This window comes from Streptomyces sp. NPDC101165 (genome assembly GCF_044768135.1).
GTDB lineage: Bacteria > Actinomycetota > Actinomycetes > Streptomycetales > Streptomycetaceae > Streptomyces.
The window spans coordinates 601,999-622,299 of record NZ_JBIWPG010000002.1 but is presented as its reverse complement, the minus strand read 5'-3'; the positions used below and the strand labels follow the sequence as shown (position 1 = coordinate 622,299).

Below are 20,301 nucleotides of genomic sequence, written 5' to 3'. Positions count from 1 at the left end.
GTCATGGGCCTGTAACCAGTCGTCCGCCAGCGGATCGAAAGTCAAAGCTTGACAAGCTGAGCGCGGCTGATGTTTTCACTTCTTGAAGGCAACAGGGCCTGCAGGGCCACTTTTCCGCTCAGATGAGCGCACCACCAGCACATCTGATTTCGATCGATGAACGATCAAGGGGTGGCACCGAGTGCCACCCCTTGGAGAAGTGCAGTCGCCCAAGATCCGCTCATCTGAGCGCAACCCTTATCAAGGGTGGCGAGAATCACGCTGCCACAGGAGACCTGATTTCACCATGCGGACGGCTCCTGAGACCGGAAACAGACGGAAACGCACACGTCACACGCCCAGTGCGAGGAGCCGCGCCTCCACCCGCTCCGGCGCGTACAGATGCTCCACGACCAGCGCCCCGGCCCCCAGCAGCCCGGCCCGCTCGCCCAGCCGGGACGTCACGACGTCCAGGTGGGCCGTGGAGCGGGGCAGCGCCCGCTGGTAGAGCAGCTCCCGGACACCGGTGAGGAAGGGGGTTCCGGCCAGATCCCCGGCGATCATCAGGACGCCCGGATTGAGCAGGGTCACGACCGTCGCCAGCACGTCCCCGACCCGGCGCCCGGCCTCCCGGGCCAGCGCGGCCGCCTCCGGGTGCCCGGAGGCCAGCAGGTCCCGCACGTCCGAGCCGGACGCGGCCGGCACCCCGGACTCGGCCAGCCGCCGGGCCACGGCGCCGCCGCTGGCGACGGCGGCGAGACAGCCGTACGAACCGCACCGGCACAGCGCCTCGGCGCCCACCCGGATGTGCCCGATGTCGCCCGCCCCGCCGTCGACGCCCCGGAAGATCGAGCCGTCGACCACGACTCCGGCGCCGATACCCGTGGACACCTTGACCAGCACGAACGCCGAGCAGTCGGGGTGTCCGGTGCGCTGTTCGCCGTAGGCCATGAGATTGGCATCGTTGTCCACCAGGACCGGCACCGCGGGGGCTCCGGTGTGCTCGGTGAAGGCGCGGGAGAGGCGGCCCCGTATGTCGTAGCCGTCCCAGCCCGGCATGATCGGCGGCTGCACCACCCGGCCGGTCTCGCTGTCCACCGGCCCGGGCACCGCGAGCCCTATGCCGCACACCTCTTCCGCCCGGTGCCCCGCCTTGATCAGCAACTCGCCGAACCAGCGGCCGAGTTCGCCCAGTACGACCTCGGGTCCGTCCTCGACGGCCAGGGTGCCGGAGTGTTCGGCGAGGATCTCGCCGGTCAGGGTGAGGACGGCCGCCCGGGCGTGCCGGGTGTCGAGGTCGGCGGCGAGCACGACCGCGTGGGCGTCGTCGAACTCCAGGGTGATGGAGGGGCGCCCGCCGAGCGGGGACTCGACCGGGCCGCCGGCACCCTCGCGCAGCCAGCCGGCCCGGAACAGCCGGTCGAGGCGCTGGCCGACGGTGGCACGGGAGAGTCCGGTGGCCTGCTGGAGCGCGCCGCGGGTCACGGCTCGCCCGCTGCGCACCAATGCGAGCAGATCGCCGGCGCTGGCCTGACTGCTGCCCCTCGTGGCCTTGCCGGTTCTGCCGGGCCGTCCGGTCATGCACACCCCCTTGTGTTTCTCAAGTTTGCCTTACATATTGAGTTTTGCGTGTTAAATAGACGTAACCCTGCGGTAGCCACAACCAAACCCGGTCGGCCGGACGTCTTCGGGGAGCCCCGAGTGGATCGCACTGCCCAGCTCACTGCCCGTGTCACGGAGCGCGAGATCGCATACGATCCGCCGACCGCGTACACGTCCCTGCACGTCAGGGCGGCCGGGGTGCTGGAGGCGAACTGGACGGGCAGCTCGACCGTGCCCTCCCGGAGCCTGTATCCGCACCAGTGGTCGTGGGACTCGGCGTTCATCGCGATCGGCCTCAGGCACGTCTCACCGCTGCGGGCGCAGACGGAGCTGGAGACGCTGCTGGCGGCCCAGTGGGGTGACGGGCGCGTCCCGCACATCGTCTTCAACCCCTCCGTACCGCTCGACGCGTACTTCCCGAGCCCCGACTTCTGGCGCTCCTCGACCGCGGGACGTGCTGCGGGCGCCCCGCGCACCGTACAGACCTCCGGCATCGTGCAACCACCGGTGCATGCGCTGGCGGCCTGGCTGGTGCACTGCGCCGACCCCGGCCTGTCGCAGGCGCGCGGCTTCCTCTCGGGGGTGTATCCGCGGCTGGCCGCCTGGCACCGGTACCTGCTGCACCGGCGGGACCTGGGCGGGGGCGGTCTGGTGTCCGTCGTGCACCCCTGGGAACAGGGTATGGACAACAGCCCCTGCTGGGACGCCCCGCTCGCCCGCGTCACCCCGGCCCCGGCCCGCTCCTTCCGCCGCGCCGACCTCGACCACGGCGCGGCCGAGGACCGGCCGACGGATCTGGACTACGGGCGGTACGTGCGGCTGGCCACGGACTACCGGGACGCCGGATACGCCGACGGGGCGGACGAGGGGGCGGCCCGCAGGGCCTCGGTCGAGGGCGCCGGTGGGCTACGGGCGGGCGAATTCGCCGTCGAGGACCCGGCGTTCAACGCCCTCCTCATCGCCTCCGAGCACGCGCTGGCGCGGATCGCCGGGGAACTGGGCGCGCCCGGCACCGCCCGCCGGGCGCGCGCCGAACGGCTGACGGCGGCCCTGGTCGACCGGCTGTGGGATCCGGCGAGCGGGATGTTCCTCTGCCGGGACCTGCGGGGCGGCGGGCTGGTTCCCGAGCGCAGCGTGTCCGGCCTCGTCCCGCTCCTCCTCCCCGGCCTTCCGCGCGATGTGGTCGCGGCCCTCGTCCGTACCCTCGGCGGCCCGCACTTCGGGCTCGGTACCGACACCAGGCTGGTGCCGAGCTACGACCTCCTCGGCGAGGCCTTCGACCCGCACCGGTACTGGCGCGGCCCAGCGTGGTTCAACACGAGCTGGCTGCTGGAGCGCGGGCTGCGCACACACGGCGACCGGGAGCGGGCCGACGCGCTGCGGGAGGCGATGCTGAGCCTCGCCGGAGCCACCGACTTCGCCGAGTACGTCGACCCGTACACCGGCGAGGCATGCGGCGCGACCGGCTTCGGCTGGACCGCCGCACTCACACTCGACCTGCTCCACCAACCCGTGGGACACGGCGTGTCCCCCACGGGCCCCGGCACGTTCGACAGAAGTGACAAGGGAGGGGACCGGGCATGACGGACCGGCATCATCTGCTCGTGCACGGGGCGACGTTCGCCGCCGTGGGCGACCGGGGCGACATCAGCGGAGTGCGGGGCGGCGGCGCCCCGGACGGGTTATTCGTACGGGACGCCCGGCACCTCAGCCGCTGGCAGCTCACCGTCGACGGCGCGGTGCCCGAGGTGCTCACGCCGGTCACGGACGGCGACACGACCCGGTGCGTGCTGGTGCCGCGCGGCGGCCGGCAGGAGCCGCCCGCACACACCCTCTTCCGTGAACAGGCCGTCGGCGACAGCTCGTTCGTCGAGTCCCTCCGGGTGACCAGCAACCGCCCCGCACCCACCACCGTCCGGCTCGCCATCACCGCCGACGCCGACTTCACCGACCAGTTCGAGCTGCGCTCCGACCACCGCACCTACGTCAAGGCCGGCGCCGTACGCTCCCGCCACGTCCTCGACGACGGCATCGAGTTCACCTACCGGCGGGCCGAATGGCGGTCCTGTACGACCATCACGGCCGAGCCCGCGCCCGACGCCGTCGAGGAGACCGGCACCGGCGCCCGCCGCCTGGTGTGGACCCTGGACCTGGAACCCCACGGCACGACCGAGCTGGTGCTGCGCGTGATGGCCCGCCCGCACGGCGACAAGCGGGCCCTGCGTGTGCCGCGCTCCCCCGCGTCGGTGAACGAGCAGGTCCTCGCGCTGGAGGAGAGGTTCGTGGAGGGCGTGGCCTTCCCGACCGGCTGGCCGGAGCTGGCGGCGGCCTGTGCCCGCGGCCTGTCCGACCTGGCCGCGCTGCAGGTCCCGGCGACCGGACCGGACGGCGAGGAGCTGCGCGTCCCGGCGGCGGGCGCCCCCTGGTTCCTCACCCTGCTCGGCCGGGACGCCCTGCTCACCGCCCTGTTCACCCTGCAGTACCGCCCTCAGCTGGCCGCGGCCACACTCCCCGCGCTGGCCGCCACCCAGGCGACCGGGACCGGGGTGTCCAGGGTCGCCCAGCCCGGCAAGATCGTGCACGAGGTGCGGCACGGCGAGCTGGCGCACTTCGGTCAGGTGCCGTTCGGGCGGTACTACGGCTCGGTCGACGCGACCCCGCTGTTCCTGATCCTGCTCGGGGCGTACGTCGAACAGACCGGGGACGCCGTCCTGGCCCGCCGCCTCGAACCGCACGCCCGCGCGGCGATCGGCTGGATGCTGGACCACGGCGGGCTGACCTCGCGCGGCTATCTCGTCTACCGCGCCGACGAGGGCGGCCTCGCCAACCAGAACTGGAAGGACTCCCCCGGCGCGATCTGCTGGTCCGACGGCACCCGGCCCACCGGCGCGGTGATGGCGGCGGGCGCCCAGGGCTACGCGTACGACGCGCTGCGCCGCACGGCGTGGGTGGCGCGCACGGCATGGGCCGACGAGACGTACGCCGCGCTGCTGGAACAGGCGGCCGCCGACCTCCGGGACCGCTTCCAGCGGGACTTCTGGATGGAGGAGCTGTCCTTCCCGGCGCTCGCGCTGGACGGGGAGGGCCACCAGGTCGACGCGCTGGCGTCGGACGCGGGGCATCTGCTGTGGTCGGGGCTGTTGGACAAGGAGTACGGCGAGGTCGTCGGCCGGCGGCTGCTGGAGCCGGACTTCTTCTCGGGCTGGGGCGTCCGCACCCTCGCCTCCGGCCAGCCGGCGTACCACCCCCTCTCGTACCACCGGGGCTCGGTCTGGCCGCACGACAACGCGCTGATCACGCTGGGCCTGGCCCGGTACGGCCTGCACGACGAGGCCCGTACGGTGGCGCACGCCCTGGTCGACGCGGCGACGGCCGCCGGACACCGGCTGCCGGAGGTGCTGGCGGGCTACGGCCGCGACACCCATCCCGAGCCCGTCCCCTACCCGCACGCGTGCATCCGCGAATCCCGCTCGGCGGCGGCGCCGCTCGCGCTGCTCACCGCGGTCGGAGGGGCCTAGTCGCGGCAGGAGAAGGGACTTTGACCGGGCGTTTGCCCGGTGTTTGCCGAGGGCCGTGAACAGCGGACTCGGGCGGGCCGTACCGGATGGCGGCGGGCCAGGCGGGCCGGGGTTCATCCGGCCCTGTCCAGCCTCCCCAGCGTGGCCCGCCGACTCCGTCACGGGTCTCGCACGGAAGGACCTCCGGGTTGCCTCAGCACACGAGCACGCGCCAGTCATCGGGTACGGCAGGGGGAGCCGAGGCTGTCCTCGACGAACGGGACGAGGAGCGAACGCCGGCGGCGAAAGCCGCCGGCTCCACGGAGGCCGCGGAAGCCATCCCCGAAGAAGCCGCGCCGGCGGCCGAGGTCGCGGACTCCATAGCCGCGGAAGCGCCCGAGGAAGCCTCCGGGGAAATCGCCGAGGAACCCACCGCGGCCACCCCGACGGAACCCACCGCGGAAGCACCCGAGGAACCCGTCGAGAAACCCACCGCGGCCACCCCGGCGGAACCCACCGCGGAAGCACCCGAGGGAACTGTCGAGGAAACCGCCGAGAAACCCCCGGCGGAAACCCCCATGAAGCCCACCGCGGAAACCCTCGCGGAAGCGCCCGCGGAACCCACCCCGGAACCCCTCGCGGAAGCACCCGAGGAGCCCGCCGAAGAAGCCACCCCTCGCCCCACCCGGCGCAATCAGGCCTTCTGGTCCTCGCGGACGCGGCGCTGGCGGGAGGCGCACCCGACCGCCGCGCAGGTCCTCTCCGTGAGCGTCAACGTGCTGGCCACGCTCCTCGTCGTCGCCGCGCTCGTGATGCCCAACAGCGTCGTCCACCTCGGGCCCGAGAAGTTCCTGCGCATACCCGGAGAGGCCGTCATCGGCGCCGCGCTGATGCTCGCTCTGCCGCGCCGGCCCCGGATCGTGCTGGCCGCCGTGTCCGGGGTCGCGCTCGGCGCGATGACCGTGCTGAACCTGCTCGACATGGGGTTCAACCAGTACCTGGGCCGCAGCTTCAACCTCGTCCTCGACTGGAGCCTGCTCGGCGACGCGCAGTCGTACCTGGAGGACTCGCTGGGCCGCACGGCCACCCTCGCCGCCACCGCCGGTCTGATCGCGGTGATCCTGCTGCTGTTCGTGCTGCTGGCGCTGTCCACGGTCCGGCTGGCCAACCTCCTCGCCCGGCACACCGGCACCGCGACTCGCGGCACGCTGATCGCGGGCGTCGTCTGGATCACCTGCTCCTCGCTCGGCCTGCAGATCTCCGGTGTGCCGATCGCCTCCGACCGCACCGCCAGCGGCCTGAAGATCCAGGCCCACCGAGTGGCGGACACCCTGCGGGACGAGGCGGAGTTCCAGAAGGTGGCCAAGGTGGACGCCTTCGGCAACACCCCCGGCTCCCAGCTCGTGCCCGACCTGCGCGGCAAGGACATGATCTTCACGTTCATCGAGAGCTACGGCCGCAGCGCCATCGAGGACCCGATCATGGCGCCCGGCGTCGACAGCACGCTGGACGTGCGGACCAAGGCCCTGGCCAAGGCCGGCTTCCACGCCAAGAGCGGCTGGCTGACCTCGGCGACGTACGGCGGCAGCAGCTGGCTCGGGCACTCCACCACCATGTCGGGCCTGTGGATCAGCAACCAGCAGCGCTACCGCACCGTCATGGCCAGCGACCACATGAGCCTCACCGACGCCTTCAAGAAGACCGGCGCGTTCGACACGGTCGGCGTGATGCCGGGCGTGCAGAAGGGCTGGCCGGAGCAGAAGTGGTACGGCCTCGACAAGGTCTACAACGCCTTCCAGCTGGGCTACAAGGGCCCGAAGTTCAGCTGGTCGACCATGCCGGACCAGTACGCACTCCAGCAGTACCAGGAGCGGGTGCACAGCAAGAAGGCCGCCGACGGCAAGTCGCGGATGTCGCTGCTCATCCTGACCTCCAGCCACCAGCCGTGGGCGCCGATCCCGAAGATGGTCGGCTGGGACCAGCTGGGCGACGGCTCGATCTTCAAGGGCATCCAGGCGGCGGGCAACAAGCCGGCGGACGTCATCGCCGACACCACCAAGTCCCGCCAGGAGTACGGCAAGTCGATCCAGTACTCGGTGACCGCGCTGACCGAGTGGCTGGAGCGCTACGGCACCGACGACACCGTGCTCGTCTTCCTCGGCGACCACCAGCCGATCGCCCGGGTCAGCGGCAACCACGCCAGCCGTGACGTGCCCGTCTCGATCGTCGCCAAGGACCCGAAGGTCCTGGACAAGACCGCCGGCTGGGGCTGGACGGACGGCCTGCGCCCCGCGCACAGCGCCCCGGTCTGGAAGATGAGCGCGTTCCGCGACCGCTTCCTGACGGCGTACGGCTCGACTCCGCACCCGAAGAAGGGCTGAGCACAGCCCCGGGGTCAGCCGCCCGAGGTGTCCAGCTCGGCGTCCTCGCTGATGCCCGCGCAGTCGTAGGGGTCCTTCAGCCAGCCGTCCGGCAGCACCACTCGGTTGTTGCCGGACGTGCGGCCGCGGGGGCCGTCCGCGCCGGTCGGCCAGGGCTGGTCGAGGTCCAGCTCGTCCAGCCCGGCCCGCAGCTCCTCCAACGAGGAAGTGATCGCGAGGCGTTTGCGCATCTCGGAGCCGACCGCGAAGCCCTTCAGGTACCAGGCCACGTGCTTGCGGAAGTCGACGACGCCCTTCGACTCGTCGCCGATCCACTCGCCGAGGAGGGTGGCGTGCCGGACCATGATGTCGGCCACCTCACGGAGCGTGGGCCGTGCGATGGCTTCCGTACGGCCTTCGAACGCGGCCACCAGGTCGGAGAAGAGCCAGGGCCGGCCCAGGCAGCCGCGCCCGACGACCACGCCGTCGCAGCCGGTCTCCCGCACCATCCGCAGCGCGTCCTCCGCCGACCAGATGTCGCCGTTGCCGAGCACCGGGATCTCCGGGACGTGCTCCTTCAGGCGGGCGATGGCGTCCCAGTCGGCCGTGCCGCCGTAGTGCTGGGCGGCCGTACGACCGTGCAGCGCGATCGCCGTGACCCCCTCCTCGACGGCGATGCGGCCGGCGTCGAGGTAGGTGATGTGGTCGTCGTCGATGCCTTTGCGCATCTTCATCGTGACCGGGAGGTCGCCCGCGCCGGAGACCGCCTCGCGCAGGATCGCGCGCAGCAGGTTGCGCTTGTAGGGGAGGGCCGAGCCGCCGCCCTTGCGCGTCACCTTCGGGACCGGGCAGCCGAAGTTCAGGTCGATGTGGTCGGCGAGGCCCTCCTCCGCGATCATGCGGACGGCCTTGCCGACGGTCGCCGGGTCGACGCCGTACAGCTGGATCGAGCGCGGCGTCTCGGTCGCGTCGAAGTGGATCAGCTGCATGGTCTTCTCGTTGCGCTCGACCAGCGCCCGGGTCGTGATCATCTCGCTGACGAACAGCCCCTTGCCACCGCTGAACTCCCGGCACAGCGTGCGGAAGGGCGCGTTGGTGATGCCCGCCATGGGTGCGAGCACGACGGGCGGCACGACGGCGTGCGGGCCGATGGTGAGCGGGTGGGTCATCAGACGGCTCCGGGACGGGCTACGACAGCAGACAAGGGTCCATTGTCCCTCACCCGCCGGACAGCTCAGCGAGCCGCCGGAGCCACCCCCTCCGCCCTCGCCATAATCGCCATGATCATGTAACACTCATTAGTTAGACGCACTATCGAAATCGGCGTACGATGAGGCACATGCCCGAGCTCAGCCACCGCCGACGCCTGCTCGTCCTCGCGATCTGCTGCATGAGCCTGCTGATCGTGAGCCTCGACAACACCGTCCTGAACGTGGCGCTGCCCTCGCTGCAGCGGGACCTGGACGCCCCCACCTCCGGCCTGCAGTGGACGATCGACGCCTACACGCTGGTGCTGGCGTCGCTGCTGATGCTCGCAGGCTCCACGGCCGACCGGATCGGCCGCCGGAAGGTCTTCATGGCGGGCCTGGTCGTCTTCTCGATCGGCTCCCTGCTGTGCTCGCTCGCGCCGAGCCTGGAGCTGCTGGTCGCCTTCCGCATGGTCCAGGCGGTCGGCGGCTCGATGCTCAACCCGGTCGCCATGTCGATCATCACCAACACCTTCACCGACGCACGCGAACGCGCCCGCGCGATCGGCGTCTGGGGCGGCGTGGTCGGCATCTCCATGGCGGCCGGACCGATCGCCGGCGGCCTGCTGGTGGAGTCGGTCGGCTGGCGCTCGATCTTCTGGGTCAACCTCCCGGTCGGCCTGGCGGCCCTGCTGCTCACCCTGCGTTTCGTCCCCGAGTCCCGCGCGCCCAGGGCCCGCCGCCCCGACCCGGTCGGCCAGGTGCTGGTGATCGCCCTGTTCGGCTCGCTGACGTACGCGATCATCGAGGCACCGGACTCCGGTCCCGGCACGGTCCTCCCCTTCGCCGCGGTGGCCTGTGCCGCGCTGCTGGCACTGCTCCGGTACGAGCCCCGGCGCGCCGAACCCCTCATCGATCTGCGCTTCTTCCGCTCCGCTCCGTTCAGCGGGGCCACCGTGATCGCGATCAGCGCCTTCGCCGCGCTGGGCGGCTTCCTGTTCCTGTCCACGCTGTACCTGCAGAACGTGCGCGGCCTCGACGCCCTGCACGCGGGCCTGTGGATGCTGCCGCTGGCCGGGCCGACGTTCCTGTGCGCACCGCTGTCCGGACGGCTGGTGGGCAGCCGGGGGCCACGGTTGCCGTTGCTGGTCGCCGGCGCCGCGATGACCGCGAGCGGGGTGCTGTTCGCCGCGTTCGATGCGGAGACGTCCGACGTCACGCTGCTCGCCGGGTACGTGCTGTTCGGGATCGGGTTCGGGTTCGTGAACGCGCCGATCACCAACACGGCGGTGTCGGGGATGCCCCGGGCTCAGGCGGGGGTCGCGGCTGCGGTTGCCTCCACCAGCCGGCAGTTGGGCCAGACGCTGGGCGTGGCGATAGTGGGAGCGGTCCTCGCCGCGGGGATCGGCTCGTCGTCGTACAAGGACATGTTCGTGTCTGCGGCTCAGCCCGGCTGGTGGATTCTGACGGCTTGTGGATCGGCCGTGCTGGTGCTCGGCCTGGTCAGCAGTGGGCGGTGGGCTCGGCGGACGGCCGAGCGTACGGCTGAGACGTTGTCCTCGGCCGAGGTGCGACAGGTCGTGGGGGCCTCTGAGCGCGCCTAGCCCCTCAGGCGGGTCCGCTCCCCTTTGCTGTTTCGTGCAGCTTCTCCAGGCGCTCTCGGGTCACCTCGTTGTGAGGGCTGTACGTCACCATCCGGGCTCCTGCCTCAGGCCCGAGCCACAGATCCGTGTGCTCCAGGGTCAGGTGGCCCACGTACGGGTTGAGGAACTCCTTGATCTTGGTGCGGCTGCCCACCACCTCGTAGCGCTCCCAGTTCTCGCGGAACTCGGGGGACTCCGTCTCCAGGCGCTTGAGGAGCATCTTCCAGGCGGGCTCGCCGAGGTGGCCGGCCATGGCGGCGCGCAGGCGGGCCGCCATCAGGCGCTGGGTGTCCTCCAGGTGCACGATGGCCGCGCGCCAGTCGCTGTTGGTGTGCACGAGGAGCATGCAGTTGCGGTCCTCGGGCGGGATCGCGTCCAGGTCGCCCAACAGACGGGCGTAGGTGCGGTTGTAGGCGAGGATGTCGTAGCGGCTGTTCTGCACGCAGGCCGGGATCGGCTCCAGCGCGCGGAGCACCTCGCGCAGGGCCGGGGTGACGCTGGGGCAGCTCGCGGCGGGGGTCGGGTCGGTGGCGCCGGCCAGCTGGAAGAGGTGGGCGCGCTCACTGGCGTCCAGCATCAGGGTGCGGGCCAGGGCGTCCAGGACCTGTACGGAGACCTGGATGTCGCGGGCCTGCTCCAGCCAGGTGTACCAGGTGACGCCGACCGCGGAGAGCTGGGCGACCTCCTCCCGGCGCAGACCGGGGGTGCGGCGCCGGGTGCCGCGGGGCAGCCCGACCTGCTCGGGCGCGATGCGCTCACGCCTGCTGCGCAGAAAGGCGGCCAGCTCGTGCCGGCGGATCTCCGAACCCCGTGTCACCGGGGCGGTGGTCTCCTGGGCCATCGTGGTCATACCTCCAGGGTGCCGCCGCGCGGAAACTGTTTCCAGGTGGTTCTTGTACCAGGACAAGAAGACTCTGGTACCAGTCTGAGGGCGCGCGCAGGCTCGGAGGCATGACAGAGACCGTCACGACCACCGCCGTCCGTGCCCGGGCGGAATCCCCCGTGCTGAGCGGGCCGGGGCTGTTCACCGTTCTGCTGGCCGCGGCGCTGCCGCTGGTCGACTTCTTCATCGTCAATGTCGCCCTGCCCACCATCGGTGCCGATCTCGCCGCGGGCGAGTCCGTGCTCGAACTGGTCGTGGCCGGGTACGGGGTCGCCTACGCCGTGCTGCTCGTGCTCGGCGGGCGGCTCGGGGACCTGTTCGGGCGGCGGCGGCTGTTCCTCGGGGGTATGGCCGCCTTCGGGCTGACCTCGCTGGCGTGCGGGCTGGCCCCGGGGGCCTGGAGCCTGGTCGCGGCGCGGGTCGCGCAGGGCGCGTCGGCGGCGGCCATGCTGCCGCAGGTGCTCGCCACCATCCAGTCCGCCACGAGCGGTGGCCGGCGGGCCAGGGCCATGAGTCTGTACGGCGCCACCGCCGGGCTGTCGATGGTGGCGGGGCAGATCCTCGGTGGCGTGCTGGTCGCCGCGGACATCGCCGGGAGCGGATGGCGGTCGATCTTCCTCGTCAACGTGCCGGTGGTGCTGCTGGGGCTGGTGCTGGCCGTGCGGTTCGTACCGGAGACCCGGTCACAGCGCCCGGAGCCCGTCGACGGGCCCGGCACCGTCCTGCTCGCGGTGTCCCTGCTGACGCTGCTGGCTCCGCTCACCGAGGGACGCGCGGCGGGCTGGCCGCTGTGGACGTGGCTGTCGCTGGCCGCGTTCCCGCTCGCCGCGGCCGCGTTCTACGCGGTGGAGCGGCGGGCGGACCGGCAGGGGCGGACCCCGCTGGTGCCGCCGAGCCTGTTCGCGCTGGCGTCGCTGCGGCGGGGGCTGGTGCTGATGCTGCCGTTCTCGATCGGGTTCAGCGGGTTCATGTTCGTCATCGCCCTGGCGCTGCAGCAGGGAGCCGGGCTCGGGCCGGTGCAGGCGGGGCTCGCGCTCGCGCCGATGGCCGTGGTGTTCCTGTTCGTCTCGCTCGCCGGGCCTCGCCTCATCGCCCGGTTCGGCACCCGGGTGGTCACCGCCGGCGCCGTCGTGCAGGGCGTGGGCGTGCTGCTGATCGTCCTGGCCGCCTGGCGGGACTGGCCGCACCTGGACTTCGGCTCGCTGCTGCCGGGCGCGGCCGTGGCCGGGGCCGGGCAGGCGCTCCAACTCCCCAACCTGATGCGGATCGTGATGTCCGAGATGCCGCCAGCCCGGGCGGGCGTCGGCAGCGGTGTGATGGTGACCACCCAGCAGTCCGCGCTCGCCCTGGGCGTGGCCACCCTGGGCACCCTCTTCCTCACCCTCGTGCCGCACCAGGGCATGCGGGACGCGCTGGTCATCACCCTGCTGGTGCAGCTGGCCGGGATCGTCCTGACCGGTCTGCTCAGCCTGCGGCTGCCCCGCACGGTCGGCTGAGCCGGGACACGGCTTGGCCAACTCGCCGTGAACGTCTCCCTGTCGATGTTGGTCCTGCTGCACACTTCCTGCCGTCGAGGTGTGCCGGACGCGGGGAGGCGTCATGCCGCAGGACAACAGCACGAGCAAGGTCAGCCGCTGGGACCAGCACGGCCGGGAGCATGTGGTCCGGGTGCAGCGCACGGGTGTGCAGCGCACGATCAGATGCGACACCTGCGGCTGGCGCAAGAGCGCCCAGTTCCTGCCCTGGCTGAAGGCGGAGGAGCATCTGGCCGAGGCCCATCAGGCGACGGTGGACCCGGCGGGCACCGGGCAGCCGTCCCGCTGACGGCCGGGCACGGGCGATGACTTCCGGCGGCGGCAGGAGTCGTACGAACGACGACTGCCGACCGGAGGGCCGAGGGCCATGACCGCACTGCACGACACCCTGCGCCGGTACGTGGACGACGGGACCGTGCCCGGCGCGGTGGCCCTGGTCGCCCGCGGGGACGAGGTCGAGGTGGTGGCCGTCGGCCACGCGGACGTCGGCGGTGCGACCCCGATGGCCCGGGACTCCCTCTTCCGGATCGCCTCGATCACCAAGCCGGTGACCGCGGCGGCGGTGCTGATGCTGGTCGAGGACGGCCGGATCGGTCTCGACGATCCGGTGGACGAGTGGCTGCCGGAGCTGGCGAAGCCGATGGCCGTGCGGACGCCCGCGAGCCCGCCGGACGACCTGGTGCCGGCAGCCCGGCCGATCACCGTCGAGGATCTGCTCTCCTCCCGGGCGGGCTGGGGCTTCCCCTCCGACTTCACCCTGCCGGCGGTGCGGGCGCTGTTCGAGGTCCAGCAGGACAGCCGCGCCCCGCAGGCCTACCCGGCCCCGGACGCCTGGCTGGCCGCCCTGGCCCGGGTGCCGCTGCTGTACCAGCCGGGCGAGGCCTGGCTGTACGGCACCTGTTCCGATCTGCAGGGGGTGCTGATCGCGCGGGTGTCGGGCCGTGGCCTCCCGGAGTTCCTGTCCGAGCGCGTCTTCGAGCCGCTCGGCATGACGGACACGGCGTTCGAGGTGCCCGCGGACAAACGTAATCGGTTCACCACGTACTACCGGCGGGGCACCGGCGGTGCCCTGGAGGTCGCGGACACCCCGGACGGCGAGTGGAGCCGGATGCCCGCCTTCCCGTCCGGCGGCGGGGGTCTCGCCTCGACGGCCGACGACTACCTGGCCTTCGCCCGCATGCTGCTGGGTGCCGGTGAGGCGAACGGCCGGCGGCTGCTGTCGCCCACCGCGGTGAGCCGGATGACGAGCAACCACCTCAGCGCCGGCCAGCGGGAGATCGGCCGGCTCTTCCTGGAGGGCCAGGGCTGGGGCTACGGCGGCCAGGTCGACGTCACTCCGGGCGACCGCTGGAACGTGCCCGGCCGCTACGGCTGGGTCGGCGGCACCGGGACCACGGCCCACCTCGTCCCCGCCACCGGCACGATCACGCTGCTGCTGACCCAGGTGGGCATGGCCGACCCGACACCGACACCGCTGATGCGGGACTTCTGGAGGTGCACGGCGCGGGGCTAGGCCCTGTCGTCCGTGTGGGGAACGAGGGGCCTCCGGTTGGGGGAGTTCCAGTGGCCCGCCCGTCCGCGGGCCTTCGATACTCCAATGGCCATTTCCCTACACCTCGTCAGAAAAGGGAACGTAATGTCACGCTTGGCGCATGCAGCGCACCGTGTCCGCCCGGGCGCAGCCGCCCTCACCACCGCCACCGCCGTCCTCGCCGCCTGTGCCGTGCAGTGGGCGCCGGCGGCCGTGGCGACCCAGGCCCCGGCCGGCGGCAGTGCGCCGGCGGCCGCCTCCACCCTCTCTGCCGGCTGGACGGAGCCCTGGGGCGTCTCCTTCCTGCCCGGCGGAAAGAAGGCCCTGGTGACAGAGCGCCACAGCTCCACGGTGTGGCTTCAGGGGCGTGACGGCTCCAAGAAGAAGGTGGGTGCGGTGCCGAACACGGTCAACGGCACCGCCGGTGCCGGCGTGGGCAACGGCGGACTGCTGGGCGTCACCCCCTCCCCCACCTGGAACGGGACGACGGACCGGGACGTGTTCTTCGTCCACACGGCTGCCGAGGGCACGCGGGTCGTGAAGATGCGCTTCGACGGCACCTCGCTCAGCGGCTACACGATCGTCCTCGGCGGGATCCGCCGGGGCGGCGACCACAACGGCGGCCGCATCGCCTTCGGCCCCGACGGATACCTGTACGTCACGACCGGCGACGCCCTCGACGGTGCCCTGGCGCAGGACAGGAACTCGCTCAACGGGAAGATCCTGCGCATCACCAGGACCGGCGCCGCGGCGCCCGGCAACCCGTTCGGCAACCGTGTCTACAGCCTCGGCCACCGCAACCCCCAGGGCCTCGCCTGGGACACCCGCGGAAGGCTGTGGGAGTCCGAGATCGGCGCGGACACCTGGGACGAACTCAACCTGATCCAGCCGGGCGCCGACTACGGCTGGCCCGCCTGCGAGGGCGGCTGCGCCGCCGCGGGCATGACCAACCCCAAGGCGGTGTGGAAGCCGAGCGACGGAGGCGTGCCCGCCCAGTTGGCCGTCGTCGACAACACCGTCTACGCGTCGACGCTGCGCGGAGAGCGGCTGTGGCGGCTGCCGATCAACGCCGACGGGCGGAGCGTCGGCAAGCTGACCGCGTTCTACAACGGCGCCTACGGCAAGCTGCGCGCCCTCGCCAAGGTCCCCGGCACGAACGAACTGTGGCTCGGCACCGACCGGAACGGCTACCAGCTCGACAAGATCCTCAGGGTCACCGTCAGGTGAGCAGACCGCGCAGCAACAGGTCCACCACCGCGGTGAACTCCTCCTCGACTCCGGGCTGCCGCCACTCGCGCGCGTAGCCCGGGTCGTGGAAGCGGCCCGTGGCCTGGAAGACCGCGCGGGCGGTGGCGGCCGGGTCGGATGCGGTGAAGGCACCGGCGGCGACACCGTCCTGGATGATCCGGGTGAGCTGGGCGGTCAGGTCGGTGATGTGCTCGCCGACCGCCGTGACGTTCTCCTCGGTCAGCACCGTGTACGTCCGGAACAGCTCCGGGTCGTCGCCCGCCTTGTGCCGCTTGGCCTCGAACAGGGCCGCCAGCCAGGCCCGCAGCCGGTCCTCGGGAGAGACGTCCCCGGCGACGATGCCGGCGAGGTTCTGCGAGGTCCGGTCCAGCCACCGCTTGGTCACCGCCTCGCGGAGTACCGCCTTGGTACGGAAGTGCCGGTAGACGCTGCCGTGGCTGACGCCGAGCGCGCGGGCCACGTCGACCACCGTGGCCTTGGCCGGGCCGTGGCGGCGCAGCACCTCCTCGGTCGCTTCGAGGATGCGCTCGGCGGTCAGGGTCTCGGTGGGCGGTGCCATGCCTAGACCGTACCCGGCGCCATGGTCAGCGCTCGCTGTCGAGATGAGCCATGGCGGAGGCCGGGTAGCGGTCGCCGGCCGCGGCGTCCGCCGGCACGGCCTGCTCGATCGCCGTCAGGTCGGACTCGTCCAGGGTCACGTCCAGCGCGCCCAGCGACTCGCTCAGCCGCTCGCGGGTGCGGGCGCCGACCAGCGGCACGATGTCCTCGCCGCGGGTGAGCACCCAGGCGACGGCGATCTGCGCGACCGTCACGCCCTTCTGCTCGGCGATCTTGCGGAGCGCGTCGACCAGGTTCAGGTTGTGCTGGAGGTTGTCGCCCTGGAAGCGGGGCGAGTAGGCGCGGAAGTCGTTCGCGGCCAGCTGCCGGTCGCGGGAGAAGTGGCCGGAGATCAGGCCGCGGGCGAGGACTCCGTACGCGGTGACGGAGATGCCCAGCTCACGGGTGGCCGGCAGGATCGACTCCTCGATCCCGCGGGAGATGAGCGAGTACTCGATCTGCAGGTCCGCGATCGGCGCGGTGGCGGCGGCCCGCCGGATGGTCTCGGCGCCGACCTCGCTCAGGCCGACGTGCCGGACGTACCCCTGCTCGATCAGTTCGGCGATCGCGCCGACGGTCTCCTCGATCGGCACGTCCGGGTCGAGGCGGGCGATCCGGTAGACGTCGATGTGGTCGACGCCGAGGCGCTGCAGGGAGTAGGCGGCGAAGTTCTTCACCGCGGCGGGCCGGCCGTCGTAGCCGCTCCAGCCGCCGTCGGGGCCACGCAGGGCGCCGAACTTCACGCTGACCAGCGCCTGCTCGCGCCGGGCGGCGGGCGCGGAGCGCAGGGCCTCACCGATCAGCATCTCGTTGTGGCCCATGCCGTAGAAGTCGCCGGTGTCCAGCAGCGTCACGCCCGCCTCCAGGGCGGCGTGGACGGTCGCGAGGGACTCCGCGCGGTCGGCGTCGCCGTACAGCGCGGACATGCCCATGCAGCCGAGGCCGAGGGCGGAGACCTGGGGGCCGGTGGTTCCGAGGGTTCGGGTTCGCATCGTCATGTCCTCCACCCTGTCATGACAGATGACAGATTTCAATATCTGTCAGTCCATAGTTGTCAGCCCCCATCGGGTCGCCAGTTGGTCCAGACCTATTGACGAGAGGTCTGGACCACATGCACTGTCATGGACAGCGCACCCCCACGGACGACGCACTGTCATGCCTACGACACCTCACCGCACCCCCACCGGGAGGATCCGCATGCTCCGCCGCACGCTCAGGCTGCTCACCGCAGCGCTCACCACGGCCGTCCTCGCCCCCCTCGCGATCGCCGCCGCCCCCACCGCCTCGGCCGCCGACACCTGCGCCGTGAAGTCCCGCCCGGCCGGAAAGGTGCTCCAGGGCTACTGGGAGAACTGGGACGGCTCGGCCAACGGGGTCCACCCGCCCTTCGGTTGGACCCCCATCACCGACTCCCGCATCCCCGCGCACGGCTACAACGTCCTCAACGCGGCCTTCCCGGTCATCCGTTCGGACGGCACGGCCCTGTGGGAGGACGGCATGGACAGCGGTGTGAAGGTGGCCACGCCCGCCGAGATGTGCGCGGCCAAGGCGTCCGGCCAGACCATCCTGCTCTCGATCGGCGGCGCGGCGGCGGGCATCGACCTCTCCTCCAGCGCGGTCGCCGACCGGTTCGTGGCGACCATCGTCCCGATCTTGAAAAAGTACAACTTCGACGGTATCGACATCGACATCGAGACCGGACTGGTGGGCAGCGGGAACATCTCCCAACTGTCCACGTCCCAGGCCAATCTGATCCGCATCATCGACGGCGTTCTCGCCCGGATGCCGTCCGGCTTCGGCCTGACGATGGCCCCGGAGACCGCCTATGTCACCGGCGGCAGCATCACCTACGGCTCGATCTGGGGCGCGTACCTGCCGATCATCAAGAAGTACGCCGACAACGGCCGGCTGTGGTGGCTGAACATGCAGTACTACAACGGCAGCATGTACGGCTGCTCGGGCGACTCCTACTCGGCGGGCACCGTCGCGGGCTTCACCGCCCAGACCGACTGCCTCGACAAGGGGCTGGTGGTGCAGGGCACGACCGTCAAGGTGCCCTACGACAAGCAGGTTCCGGGGCTGCCGGCGCAGTCGGGCGCGGGCGGCGGCTACATGTCACCGTCCCTGGTCTCCCAGGCCTGGAAGCACTACGGCAGCTCGCTCAAGGGCCTGATGACCTGGTCGGTCAACTGGGACGGCTCGAAGAACTGGACCTTCGGCGACAACGTGAAGGCGCTGCAGGGCCGCTGACGGCCCTGCCGCGCCACCAGCTCCGGCAGCCGTCCTTCAGCGGGCCGTGAGGGCGAGTTTGGCGCCGAGCGCGAGGAAGGACCCCGCGAAGCTCCGTCGCAGCCAGGCCATGACCCTGGGCCGGGACATGACTTGACTGCGCACGGAGGCGGCCAGCACGCCGTACAGGGCGAAGACGACGAAGGTCAGCAGCATGAAGACACCGCTCAGGCCCAGCATGCGCGGGAGCGCGTGCGGCTCGTCGGGGCTGACGAACTGGGGCAGGAAGGCGAAGAAGAAGATCGTCAGCTTGGGGTTGAGCAGATTGACCAGCACGCCCCGGACGATCACCTGTGCCGCCGACCGGGGCCCGCTCTCCCGCTCGACGACGATCGCCTCCTTGTCCCGCAGCGTCGCCCACGCCATGTACAGCAGGTAGGCCACACCGGCGTACTTGAGGACCTGGAAGGCGGCCGCGCTCGCGTTCAGCAGCGCGGCGAGCCCGGTGACGGTGGCGAGGACGTGCGGCACGATCCCGAGCGCACAGGCGAACGCGGCGACCACGCTCGCCCGGCGGCCGTGGGACAGGGCGGCGGCGAGGGTGTAGACGACGCCGGTACCCGGGGTGGCGACGACCACCAGGGTGGTCAGCAGAAAGGCAAGGCTCATGAGGCCACCCTGGCGATCCGGGTGATCCCCGGACAGGGCCAATCCCGGGCCTTCATGGGGGACCAATTCGAAAAGACCGGCTCCGTTGGACACGGTTCGGCGGGGCTCGGAGAATGGGACTGTCGGCGAGCAGTCTCTCAGGCGGCGCCTGCCGTCGGCCGTGCGGTGCACTCGCGCCGCCGAGGAGGCCCGCGATGACCATCCGTATCGCCACCTTCAACATGGAGAACCTCTTCCGCCGGCCCACGGCCTTCCGCCTCTCGAAGCCGGCCGATCGCGAGGAAGTCCTCAGCGACTTCGCCAAGTTGGTCACTCTCCTCGATCTGCCGGTCTATCAGGACGCGGACAAGGCGGAGATCACCCGGCTCATCCTGAAGTACCGGGCGTACGCCGTCGACGCGCAGAACCCGCCGTCGATCTTCGTGAACCAGTCCCGTCCGGGCGAGGGCTCCGGGCTGTTCAGGCCGCACGGGTCGGGCAAGGACACCACCATCGAGTTCCTCGCCAAGGGCCGTTCCGGGTGGGCCGGTTGGGCCGAGCTGGGGCAGGACGACCTCGACCTGGACGTGGTGCGCAACACCGGCCGGGTGGTCTCCGAGGTCGACGCGGACATCCTGCTCACGGTGGAGGTCGAGGACCGGCTCACCCTGGAGCGCTTCAACACACAGATCCTGGCCGGGGCGCTGGGCAGGCGGCCGTACCCGTACAACCTGCTGATCGACGGCAACGACGCCCGGGGCATCGACGTCGGGATACTCAGCCGGCACCCGATCACGTCCGTACGGACCCACATCTTCGACACCAACCCGGAACGCCCCGACGAGCGCCTCTTCAGCCGTGACTGCCCCGAGTTCGAGATCCGGCTCGACGGATCCCCGCTCGTGATCCTCGGCAACCATCTCAAGAGCAAGTTCCAGGACGATCCGGAACTGCGGCTGGCCCAGGCCAGGCGGGTCGCGGAGATCTACCAGGCCGCGTTGGAGCGCACCCCGCACGTCGTCGTCGCCGGCGACCTCAACGACGACCCGAACAGCGCGCCGGCCGTGGAGCTGGGGGAAACCGGTCTGCGTGACGTGATGAGTCATCACGCCTATCGCGGAGTGCCCGGCACCCACGGTGAGTGCAAGACCGAGCGGGACAAGCTCGACTACATCCTGCTCCCGCCGTCGTTGTGGCCCGAGGTGCAGCACGTCGGCGTGGAGACCCGGGGAATCTTCGCGAAGGGCATCAAGTCCTTCGACACCGTCAAGTCGAAGGGCGAGGCGGCCTCCGACCACGCGGCACTGTTCGTGGACCTGGACCTCTGAAACGCAGCGGTGCCGGACCCCTGTGAACAGGGGT

The 20,301-nt window shown here is 71.4% G+C and carries 16 protein-coding genes; 10 read left to right on the top strand and 6 right to left on the bottom strand.

Features of this window, described 5'->3' with window-relative positions:
* Positions 1 to 330: 330 nt before the first annotated feature.
* On the bottom strand, positions 331 to 1,560 hold the full coding sequence (locus tag ACIRVH_RS06270) for an ROK family protein (protein ID WP_403948622.1): 1,230 nt from the start codon (positions 1,558 to 1,560) through the stop codon (positions 331 to 333).
* A 120-nt stretch (positions 1,561 to 1,680) separates the two neighbouring features.
* Here ACIRVH_RS06270 and ACIRVH_RS06265 point away from each other — a divergent pair, with 120 nt between their 5' ends.
* From ACIRVH_RS06265 to ACIRVH_RS06255, 3 genes are all read left to right on the top strand, one after another.
* On the top strand, positions 1,681 to 3,165 hold the full coding sequence (locus ACIRVH_RS06265) for an MGH1-like glycoside hydrolase domain-containing protein (protein WP_403948620.1): 1,485 nt from the start codon (positions 1,681 to 1,683) through the stop codon (positions 3,163 to 3,165).
* Complete coding sequence (locus ACIRVH_RS06260; RefSeq protein WP_403948618.1) at positions 3,162 to 5,099, top strand: glycogen debranching N-terminal domain-containing protein; 1,938 nt, start codon at positions 3,162 to 3,164, stop codon at positions 5,097 to 5,099. Before ACIRVH_RS06265 ends, ACIRVH_RS06260 begins: the two co-directional genes overlap by 4 nt.
* Before the next feature lie 743 nt (positions 5,100 to 5,842).
* A complete protein-coding gene (locus ACIRVH_RS06255) occupies positions 5,843 to 7,459 on the top strand; it encodes a sulfatase-like hydrolase/transferase (protein ID WP_403948775.1) in 1,617 nt (538 codons plus the stop codon).
* 14 nt (positions 7,460 to 7,473) lie between these two features.
* Here ACIRVH_RS06255 and dusB read toward each other — a convergent pair whose 3' ends face one another.
* On the bottom strand, positions 7,474 to 8,607 hold the full coding sequence (dusB, locus tag ACIRVH_RS06250) for a tRNA dihydrouridine synthase DusB (RefSeq protein ID WP_403948616.1): 1,134 nt from the start codon (positions 8,605 to 8,607) through the stop codon (positions 7,474 to 7,476).
* Positions 8,608 to 8,777: 170 nt separating this feature from the next.
* On the opposite strand from dusB, the gene ACIRVH_RS06245 reads away from it, so the two are divergent.
* Entirely contained in the window at positions 8,778 to 10,229 is a 1,452-nt protein-coding gene (locus ACIRVH_RS06245) for an MFS transporter (RefSeq protein ID WP_403948615.1), read from the top strand.
* 4 nt (positions 10,230 to 10,233) lie between these two features.
* Here ACIRVH_RS06245 and ACIRVH_RS06240 read toward each other — a convergent pair whose 3' ends face one another.
* Positions 10,234 to 11,118, bottom strand: coding sequence for a helix-turn-helix transcriptional regulator (locus tag ACIRVH_RS06240; RefSeq protein WP_403948613.1), 885 nt, complete (start codon positions 11,116 to 11,118; stop codon positions 10,234 to 10,236).
* A gap of 101 nt (positions 11,119 to 11,219) precedes the next feature.
* On the opposite strand from ACIRVH_RS06240, the gene ACIRVH_RS06235 reads away from it, so the two are divergent.
* The 4 genes from ACIRVH_RS06235 (at position 11,220) to ACIRVH_RS06220 (ending at position 15,444) form a co-directional block, all read left to right on the top strand.
* Positions 11,220 to 12,647, top strand: a complete 1,428-nt coding sequence (locus ACIRVH_RS06235) for an MFS transporter (RefSeq protein WP_403948611.1) — start codon at positions 11,220 to 11,222, stop codon at positions 12,645 to 12,647.
* 103 nt (positions 12,648 to 12,750) lie between these two features.
* A complete protein-coding gene (locus ACIRVH_RS06230; RefSeq protein ID WP_403948610.1) occupies positions 12,751 to 12,975 on the top strand; it encodes a hypothetical protein in 225 nt (74 codons plus the stop codon).
* 78 nt (positions 12,976 to 13,053) lie between these two features.
* On the top strand, positions 13,054 to 14,199 hold the full coding sequence (locus ACIRVH_RS06225) for a serine hydrolase domain-containing protein (protein WP_403948608.1): 1,146 nt from the start codon (positions 13,054 to 13,056) through the stop codon (positions 14,197 to 14,199).
* A 132-nt stretch (positions 14,200 to 14,331) separates the two neighbouring features.
* Positions 14,332 to 15,444: a PQQ-dependent sugar dehydrogenase gene (locus tag ACIRVH_RS06220; RefSeq protein ID WP_403948606.1), complete on the top strand. Its 1,113-nt coding sequence runs from the start codon at positions 14,332 to 14,334 to the stop codon at positions 15,442 to 15,444.
* On the opposite strand, the gene ACIRVH_RS06215 is transcribed toward ACIRVH_RS06220, so the two are convergent.
* Positions 15,437 to 16,024, bottom strand: a complete 588-nt coding sequence (locus ACIRVH_RS06215; protein WP_403948605.1) for a TetR family transcriptional regulator — start codon at positions 16,022 to 16,024, stop codon at positions 15,437 to 15,439. The genes ACIRVH_RS06220 and ACIRVH_RS06215 overlap by 8 nt on opposite strands.
* A gap of 25 nt (positions 16,025 to 16,049) precedes the next feature.
* Complete coding sequence (locus ACIRVH_RS06210) at positions 16,050 to 17,060, bottom strand: aldo/keto reductase (RefSeq protein WP_403948603.1); 1,011 nt, start codon at positions 17,058 to 17,060, stop codon at positions 16,050 to 16,052.
* A gap of 199 nt (positions 17,061 to 17,259) precedes the next feature.
* Between ACIRVH_RS06210 and ACIRVH_RS06205 the strand changes: the two genes are divergently transcribed.
* Positions 17,260 to 18,312: a chitinase gene (locus tag ACIRVH_RS06205; RefSeq protein WP_403948602.1), complete on the top strand. Its 1,053-nt coding sequence runs from the start codon at positions 17,260 to 17,262 to the stop codon at positions 18,310 to 18,312.
* Positions 18,313 to 18,348: 36 nt separating this feature from the next.
* Here the strand turns inward: ACIRVH_RS06205 and ACIRVH_RS06200 are convergent, their stop codons facing one another.
* Complete coding sequence (locus ACIRVH_RS06200; protein WP_403948600.1) at positions 18,349 to 18,960, bottom strand: LysE family translocator; 612 nt, start codon at positions 18,958 to 18,960, stop codon at positions 18,349 to 18,351.
* 194 nt (positions 18,961 to 19,154) lie between these two features.
* On the opposite strand from ACIRVH_RS06200, the gene ACIRVH_RS06195 reads away from it, so the two are divergent.
* Positions 19,155 to 20,267 (top strand): endonuclease/exonuclease/phosphatase family protein, encoded by a 1,113-nt coding sequence (locus tag ACIRVH_RS06195; protein ID WP_403948598.1) that lies wholly within the window; start codon positions 19,155 to 19,157, stop codon positions 20,265 to 20,267.
* Positions 20,268 to 20,301 lie beyond the last annotated feature (34 nt).

Bases quoted from the DNA above. Each gene is read 5' to 3' on its own strand.
- ACIRVH_RS06260 (WP_403948618.1), top strand. From the start codon at position 3,162: ATGACGGACCGGCATCATCTGCTCGTGCACGGGGCGACGTTCGCCGCC.
- ACIRVH_RS06245 (WP_403948615.1), top strand. From the start codon at position 8,778: ATGCCCGAGCTCAGCCACCGCCGACGCCTGCTCGTCCTCGCGATCTGC.
- dusB (WP_403948616.1), bottom strand. From the start codon at position 8,607: ATGACCCACCCGCTCACCATCGGCCCGCACGCCGTCGTGCCGCCCGTC.
- ACIRVH_RS06270 (WP_403948622.1), bottom strand. From the start codon at position 1,560: ATGACCGGACGGCCCGGCAGAACCGGCAAGGCCACGAGGGGCAGCAGT.
- ACIRVH_RS06210 (WP_403948603.1), bottom strand. From the start codon at position 17,060: ATGACGATGCGAACCCGAACCCTCGGAACCACCGGCCCCCAGGTCTCC.
- ACIRVH_RS06200 (WP_403948600.1), bottom strand. From the start codon at position 18,960: ATGAGCCTTGCCTTTCTGCTGACCACCCTGGTGGTCGTCGCCACCCCG.
- ACIRVH_RS06240 (WP_403948613.1), bottom strand. From the start codon at position 11,118: ATGACCACGATGGCCCAGGAGACCACCGCCCCGGTGACACGGGGTTCG.
- ACIRVH_RS06225 (WP_403948608.1), top strand. From the start codon at position 13,054: ATGACCGCACTGCACGACACCCTGCGCCGGTACGTGGACGACGGGACC.
- ACIRVH_RS06235 (WP_403948611.1), top strand. From the start codon at position 11,220: ATGACAGAGACCGTCACGACCACCGCCGTCCGTGCCCGGGCGGAATCC.
- ACIRVH_RS06215 (WP_403948605.1), bottom strand. From the start codon at position 16,024: ATGGCACCGCCCACCGAGACCCTGACCGCCGAGCGCATCCTCGAAGCG.
- ACIRVH_RS06195 (WP_403948598.1), top strand. From the start codon at position 19,155: ATGACCATCCGTATCGCCACCTTCAACATGGAGAACCTCTTCCGCCGG.
- ACIRVH_RS06205 (WP_403948602.1), top strand. From the start codon at position 17,260: ATGCTCCGCCGCACGCTCAGGCTGCTCACCGCAGCGCTCACCACGGCC.
- ACIRVH_RS06230 (WP_403948610.1), top strand. From the start codon at position 12,751: ATGCCGCAGGACAACAGCACGAGCAAGGTCAGCCGCTGGGACCAGCAC.